The 6,874-nt window shown below is 38.5% G+C and carries 6 protein-coding genes; 2 read left to right on the forward strand and 4 right to left on the reverse strand.

The window, feature by feature from the left end:
* Positions 1-70: 70 nt before the first annotated feature.
* Entirely contained in the window at positions 71-1,453 is a 1,383-nt protein-coding gene (locus V7149_RS00955; RefSeq protein ID WP_335343807.1) for a M28 family metallopeptidase, read from the reverse strand.
* Positions 1,454-1,890: 437 nt separating this feature from the next.
* Between V7149_RS00955 and helD the strand changes: the two genes are divergently transcribed.
* The gene (gene helD / locus V7149_RS00960) at positions 1,891-4,215 is read left to right on the forward strand and encodes an RNA polymerase recycling motor HelD (protein WP_335343808.1); all 2,325 of its coding nucleotides are present in this window, start codon (positions 1,891-1,893) and stop codon (positions 4,213-4,215) included.
* A gap of 97 nt (positions 4,216-4,312) precedes the next feature.
* On the opposite strand, the gene V7149_RS00965 is transcribed toward helD, so the two are convergent.
* Positions 4,313-4,501 carry a hypothetical protein gene (locus V7149_RS00965; RefSeq protein ID WP_335343809.1) on the reverse strand — a complete coding sequence of 63 codons (189 nt, stop codon included), beginning with the start codon at positions 4,499-4,501 and terminating at the stop codon, positions 4,313-4,315.
* Positions 4,502-4,585: 84 nt separating this feature from the next.
* Between V7149_RS00965 and V7149_RS00970 the strand changes: the two genes are divergently transcribed.
* Positions 4,586-4,972, forward strand: a complete 387-nt coding sequence (locus V7149_RS00970) for a RidA family protein (protein WP_335343810.1) — start codon at positions 4,586-4,588, stop codon at positions 4,970-4,972.
* A gap of 42 nt (positions 4,973-5,014) precedes the next feature.
* On the opposite strand, the gene V7149_RS00975 is transcribed toward V7149_RS00970, so the two are convergent.
* Both V7149_RS00975 and V7149_RS00980 read right to left on the reverse strand, forming a co-directional pair.
* Positions 5,015-5,929 (reverse strand): phosphotransferase family protein, encoded by a 915-nt coding sequence (locus V7149_RS00975; RefSeq protein WP_335343811.1) that lies wholly within the window; start codon positions 5,927-5,929, stop codon positions 5,015-5,017.
* Positions 5,930-6,377: 448 nt separating this feature from the next.
* On the reverse strand, positions 6,378-6,874 hold a 497-nt coding region (locus V7149_RS00980), incomplete at its 5' end, for a His/Gly/Thr/Pro-type tRNA ligase C-terminal domain-containing protein (RefSeq protein WP_335343812.1).

Raw genomic sequence — 6,874 nt, forward strand, 5'->3', positions numbered from 1 at the left:
AATTTGTTTTTATTTTTGGAGAGCTCAATGAAAAGAGAGAAGTGCTGGACACACTTCTCTCAGGTTTCTATTAATTATTTCCAGGAGTTTTCTTCCTCACAACATCAAAAAGTCCTGATCCAATAATGTCTAAGGCAGACTGCATTCTCTCAACAGAGATATTATCCTCAATCGTATCTTGAGGTGTGTGGTAAACCTTTTCGATATGGTATACTAGCGGATTCCAGCTATCAATACCCATCCAGATGAATAGGGCTGCGGGAATACCTGCTTGATGGAAAGGCACATGGTCACTAGATCCGAACGTACCCGGAAGAATATCTGAATTTCCTAATCTAGCACCTGCTTCACCGGTAGAATCTGTAACGATATTCGTGCTTCCATCAACCGTCATCGCATAGAGATTATTTGCTTTATCATAATTGGTTGCCACCATATCAGGGACAAAAACAGCTTCAATTTGATCCCTTTGATCCTGTGTCAATTGCTGTACATAATATCTCGAACCTAGCAAACCTCTTTCTTCGGAACCAAAGGCAATAAATTTCAGCGTTTTATCCGTATTATACCCTTTATAAACGCGAGCAAGTTCAAGCATCAAGCCAACACCTGAAGCATTGTCATTTGCACCCGGCGCTCCAACTACGCTGTCATGATGCGCACCGAGAATGACTTCTTTCACATTTGGATCCTTAGATTTAGCTTCCTTTGTCGCAATGACGTTCACGGATTGGAGATTGGAATAATGCTTCGCGGTTAAACTAATTTCCACTGCACCTTTCTCCATCTGTTCCTTCAGCCATTCCCCTTGGATAAATGCAGCCCCAAATACTGGCACATCATATTTAGTTGTCAAACTTGGGTTAAACGTCTGACCGTAATTTCCTCGGCTTCCTACTAAGCTCTGAAGAATAACACCTGCTGCTCCAGCTTGAACCGCATTTTCTACTTGTGCACGGTAATCAGCAGTAGAAGCTGCTCTTGCCACAAGAACTACTTTTCCACTGACATTGGAAAAATCCGCCGCATTAAGCCCTCCTTCAACATATACAACTTCAGCTTTTACAGCAGAATCACTAACGACTCCATTTGGTGCAGCAGCCATTTCCCAAACTGTACCATCAGAAAATCCGACATTCGCTATGTATTGGTCAGCAACAGGGAAGTATTGATACTCTACATCATATCCATAGCTTTTTAATGTTTTTGCGATGTAATCAGCAGATTTTTTCTCAGCTTCCAAACCACCTGGTCTTGTGCCAATTTCCTTTGATAAATAATTAATGTGTTCAATGGCACGTTCCGCATCCACTCTTGCCACTATTTTTTGATCTTGAGAATACGTGGATTTTCCTTTTTCGCCTTCAGCTGGTGCAGCATACCCAACAGAACTGAAAGCAAGTGAAGCAGCTAAAACCGTTGCTAAAACTTTTGGTATTTTACGATTCATCATACTTTTGAACCTCCTATTTAATAGATTACTATTAGTAAATTTAGTATAGTTGGAATATCATTAGGAGGTAAGAGTATTAATTCCTAATATTCTGATAACAATCATATCCTTTTAGGAGGAAAGATTTGCTCCTAAAGACCTTTATTAGAGGAATTTCAAAAATGCAAAAAACAAAAAACCAGCTAAGCTATTTGCTCAACTGGTTCCTTTTTAGCACGTATTCATAGGAATTATTAATTTTCATTTATCTTGAAATAAATTTACAGCAAAGATCCGTCAATTGTTCAATATACATTGATAAAATTTAAAAACTGTGATAAATTAGTTTAGAAACACATAAATAAAGGGGAAGAAATCAAACTATCCCAATTATAATTTTACAATATACTCCCCTATTTGTCAACTCTAATTTCATTTTTTCTAAAGGAGTGCTTGGTATGAACAATGAACTACGTCAGGAGCAGGAACGATTAGATAGCGTCATCGAAACAATCACCGAGCAAATCGATAAGCTGGAAAACGAAACTGGCCGGCGCCGAAAAGAAGTAGTTAATATTCGGAAGCACTTTTGGGATGATGTCAAAGTAAATATAGATACATTTGACGATTATCTTGAGACAATCATTGGCTTAAGACAACAGGCACAAGACTTGGCCGTAAATCAAAGCACCCACAGGCACGCCTTCAATCGACTATCCGTACTGCGCCGTATGGAGGGTGTCCCTTATTTTGGCCGGATCAACATCACTGAAGAAGGAACTTCAACACCAGAAAAAATTTATATCGGCATCACAACACTTACAGATACAAGCGGCGAGAACTTCCTGATCTACGACTGGAGGGCACCCATTTCGAGTGTTTACTACGATTTCCCGCCTGGTCCGGCTGAGTATGTCACACCAGGAGGAGTCATACGCGGCTTCTTGGATCAAAAGTGGCAATATATCATTCGGGATGGTGTTATCGAATCGATGTTCGATACGAGCCTTACGATTGGTGACGAGATTTTACAGCAAGTGCTTGGAAAAAGTACAGACAAACATATGCACAGTATCGTGGCCACCATTCAACAGGAGCAAAATCGAATTATCCGGTACGACCATGGACNNGCCGCTGGCAGCGGTAAGACATCGGCCGCCCTACAGCGAATCGCATACTTGCTCTATAAGTATCGAGATTGGCTTAAAGCCGATCAAATTATTTTATTTTCGCCAAACGCTATGTTTAACCATTACGTTTCCAGAGTGTTACCAGAGCTAGGTGAAGAAAACATGCAGCAGGTTACATTTCAGGAATATTTAGATCATCGGTTGGGCAACGATTTTCAAGTGGAGGGTCCTTACGAGCAATTAGAATATGTGTTGACTGCGGCGGATGATCCTTCATATCGAATTAGGACTTCGAGTATTCGATTTAAGGCATCTACCCGTTTTTTTGAGACAATTAAAACATTCAGACAGTCGCTGGACTTATCGGGAATGGTCTTCAAAGGGATTAAATTTAAAGGAAAGCCACTCATCTCTTCCAAACAAATCTCAGAAAGATTTTATGGCAGCAACACCTCGCTTCGCTTTCATAACAGGATTGCGAAGTTGAAAGAGTGGCTATTAGAGCAAATAGATGAAACTGAAAAGCTCGAAATAACAAAGCAATGGGTACAGGAAGAAGTCGAGTTGCTTAGCAAAGAGGATTACCAAAAGGCATTTTCCCACTTACAAAAAAAGCATGGGTTTAGTGAAGACTCTTTTGATGATTATGATAGAGAGCAGGAATTACTCGGGCGTATGATTGTTCGCAAGAAGTTGAAGCCGATTCGCAAATGGATTCGATCGCTTCAATTTATCAATATAACAGGAATATATAAGCAGCTTTTCACTGATCCAACTCGAATTAATCTGTGGATTGCGGGCAAAACACCTGAAGAATGGGAGGACATTTGCCTATCGACCGTGAAAATGTTAGATGAAGGCAACTTGTTTTACGAAGATGCTACTCCGTTTTTACTTTTGAAGGAGTTGATTCAAGGCTTTCAGACGAATACCGCTATCAAACACGTGCTTGTAGACGAAGCTCAAGATTATTCTCCGTTTCAGTTCGAGTTTTTGAAACGATTATTTCCTTCGGCAAGAATGACCGTGCTTGGCGACTTTAACCAAGCAATATTCGCCCATGCCAGCGAAATGGCCGATTTTCATACGCTTACTGGATTATACGGACCGGATGAAACGGATGCGATTAACTTGACCCTTAGCTACAGATCCACAAAACCAATTGTTGAATTTACCCGCAAACTGGTGCCCGGCGGCGAACGAATTACTGCTTTTGATCGCGATGGCGAGAAGCCTGTGCTGACTCAAGTGTCCGATCATGACGAACTGCATCACCGCATTGCCTCCAAAGTTGCTGAATTACAGGAGCAGCGGTATCATACGATCGCGATTATATGCAAATCCGCTGCAGAAAGCACAGCTGCCTATGAGGCTCTGAACAGCATCGAGGAAATCAAGCTCGTGAAAAGCGGCTCAATTGAATATGAACAAGGCGTTGTTGTCGTACCGGCGTATTTGGCCAAAGGCATCGAATTTGATGCCGTTATCATTTATGACGCTTCGGCGCAAGTATACGGCGATGAAAGTTTGCGTAGATTGTTCTATACTGCCTGCACAAGAGCTATGCATTATTTGCAGCTATACAGTGTAGAGAAACCAAGCCCCTTTTTGCGAAATGATACAGCGGAGAGTTATATTTTGAGTTTATCTTAAAATTAAGCTTTAGGTTATGAGATGACTGATAGAGGACTTTTATGGGATTATTATTTTAAGCGTCATAACTTTATTTGACCAATCACTTCCTTCTCATTCATTCAGATAAGTAATAAACTAACAAGGCAATGCCTATTAAAACCATTCCTACTAAACCAGAATAAAGACCAAACCTAGTGCTTAGGGTATTAAAGCTTTTCCTATCTTGTACATTTGACCATGCACCGAGCGAAATACCAGAAATGATCATAAAAACTATACCAATGTTGAATAAGACCTTCACCATGAGACTGCCTCCTTTTCGCATAATCTATTAATGGGAATTTTAAAAAAACTTTCATAAATATAAAAGTTAAAAGGAGAATCCGTTTTGAATATAATAAAATCAAATCCTAATAATGTTGCTCCCCCCATCGCTCAATATCATCATGTAACCGTTGTACCTAGAGATGCTGAAATAATTGTGTTATCTGGTCAACTCGGAAATGATAAGCATGGCATCCTTCCAGCTGATATAGAAACGCAGTTTGCCAATGCACTTGAAAATATTAAATCCATTTTAAAAAGTGAAGGTGTAGACGTAAGCAATGTTTTCAAAGTGAATTTTTGGTTCACTGAAAGTATTAATAGAGAAATCTTTTTGGAAAAATGGAGTGGATTTCATAATCAATCACCGCCCGCTACAACATTAGCATATGTCTCAGCTTTAGCACGGCCAGAAATCAAGGTGGAGGTTGAGGCTTGGGCTGCAAGATAATATAAATTGGTTAAATAAGGGGCAATTTTTGCCCCCTTAAATTTAACCAGTATATTTTTTTATTTCTTGGCTAAGTCCATTAACACGCTTGAGGTAATGTTCTCTTTTTTTAGAGTCTTGAATAAATGAAATAAACAAAATGGAAAGCATTAAAGCTGTATCTAATCGATAGATGGATTGAATGATTTCCTTTGTATTTTCAATAATCGCAACATCCTTATATCCCTTTAAAAATTCTTTCTCTGCTATTTCCTGTGATTCAGAAATTCTCATTAATTCCATAATTGGATCTCCGATAAAAGCATTATCCCAATCTAGTATTGCTTGAATCTTGCCATTTTTCCCTATTAAATTTGGCGGTCTTACATCAAGATGCAGAAGGGAATTGTTTGTTTGTGAAGTATTTAAAATCGCTTCCATTTCTTCTGTTGAAGGGATAAAGATATTCCTGTTTATTAATTGACTTAGAGATTGAGCACGGTCTGTTATTCTATGAGCAATAATACTAGATAATGTTTGTTCATTTTGATCTATTATGGATAGTCCATCTAATGGGACTTTATGTATTTGGGATGTAAGTATGCCAATCTCGAAAGGAGAAATCTCTTGATCATCGCCTAGTACAAATTCAGAAGCTAGAAAATTTATGTCTTCACTTAAATGTAGCTGATGCACTTTTGGCACGGGTATATGATATTTGTGACAATGCTCAGAGATAGCAGCTTCTTTTTTTAATGAAATGACACCACTCGAATGTTTATCCATCATATTTTCTTCAGATCTCCAAGGTGTTCTTATTGCGAGTTGCCCAAGATTCTTTTCTTTTACAAGAAATACAGCGTTTATGACACCATTTGCTAAAAAACTTATTTCATCAACTTTCAAATTTAAACGATTTGTTAATACATGGTGAATACTAATTATTAACTCTTCTATTTTTTCTTTTGTTAAGTTCATTGGCTAAATTCCTTTTTACTTTATTTAATGGTTTACGTATTTAAATCTATTAAAGTTTCAATGTTTTTTTCCTAAAAGGAAATAAGTGCCTTTTACCATTCGCCGTTACCTCCGGATCTGTTTTTTCATGCAGAAGGGAGTTATGATTGCCTCTTAACTACCTTCCGCTTCTTTTTTCTACACGAAGGGAGTTATAAATGCCTCTTAACTACCTTCTGATCCTTTTTTCTACATGAATGGAGTTATAAACGTCTCTTAACTCCCCTATACCTGTATTTTTAAGCTGAAAGGGAGTTATGAACTCCCTTTTTTCATGTTAAATGGAGTCATAACCGTATCTTGACTACCTTTAACAATATTTTTATCGTTCGAAGGTATCCATGAGCAATGTCATGGGAAGTTTTCAAAAGAATGGGCAGCTTTGTTTCCTCCATCATCATTCCTAGTACTACAGACTCCTGTCCTTTATTTGCAGTAAAATTTCCTCTTTAAAGTCCTCGAATAAAACATTTTGAGATTGTGAAGACCCGTGTTTTCTGACATTTACTGCTTTTTCTTTCGACTCTTGGTCTCCCAGTACGAGCATGTATGGAATCTTCTGCATCTGCGCTTCTCTTATTTTGTATCCTAGCTTTTCATCACGATTATCAGTCTCCACTCTGACTCCAGATTTCCGTAGTTCTGCCTGTATTTCTAAACAATAGTCTAAGTGAACCTTTGAAACAGGAATAATTTGAACCTGTGTCGGTGCCAGCCAAACTGGGAAAGCTCCAGCAAAATGTTCGATTAAAATCCCAAAGAAACGATCGATGGATCCATAAATAGCACGATGAATTACGACTGGGCGGACCTTTTCATTTTTTTCATTGATATAACTCAAATCAAATTTCTCCGGCATTTGAAAATCAAGCTGAATTGTTGCACATTGATGGCTTCGTTTTAAGG

Source organism: Bacillus sp. JJ1503 (assembly GCF_036965125.1).
Classification (GTDB): Bacteria; Bacillota; Bacilli; order Bacillales; family Cytobacillaceae; genus Cytobacillus.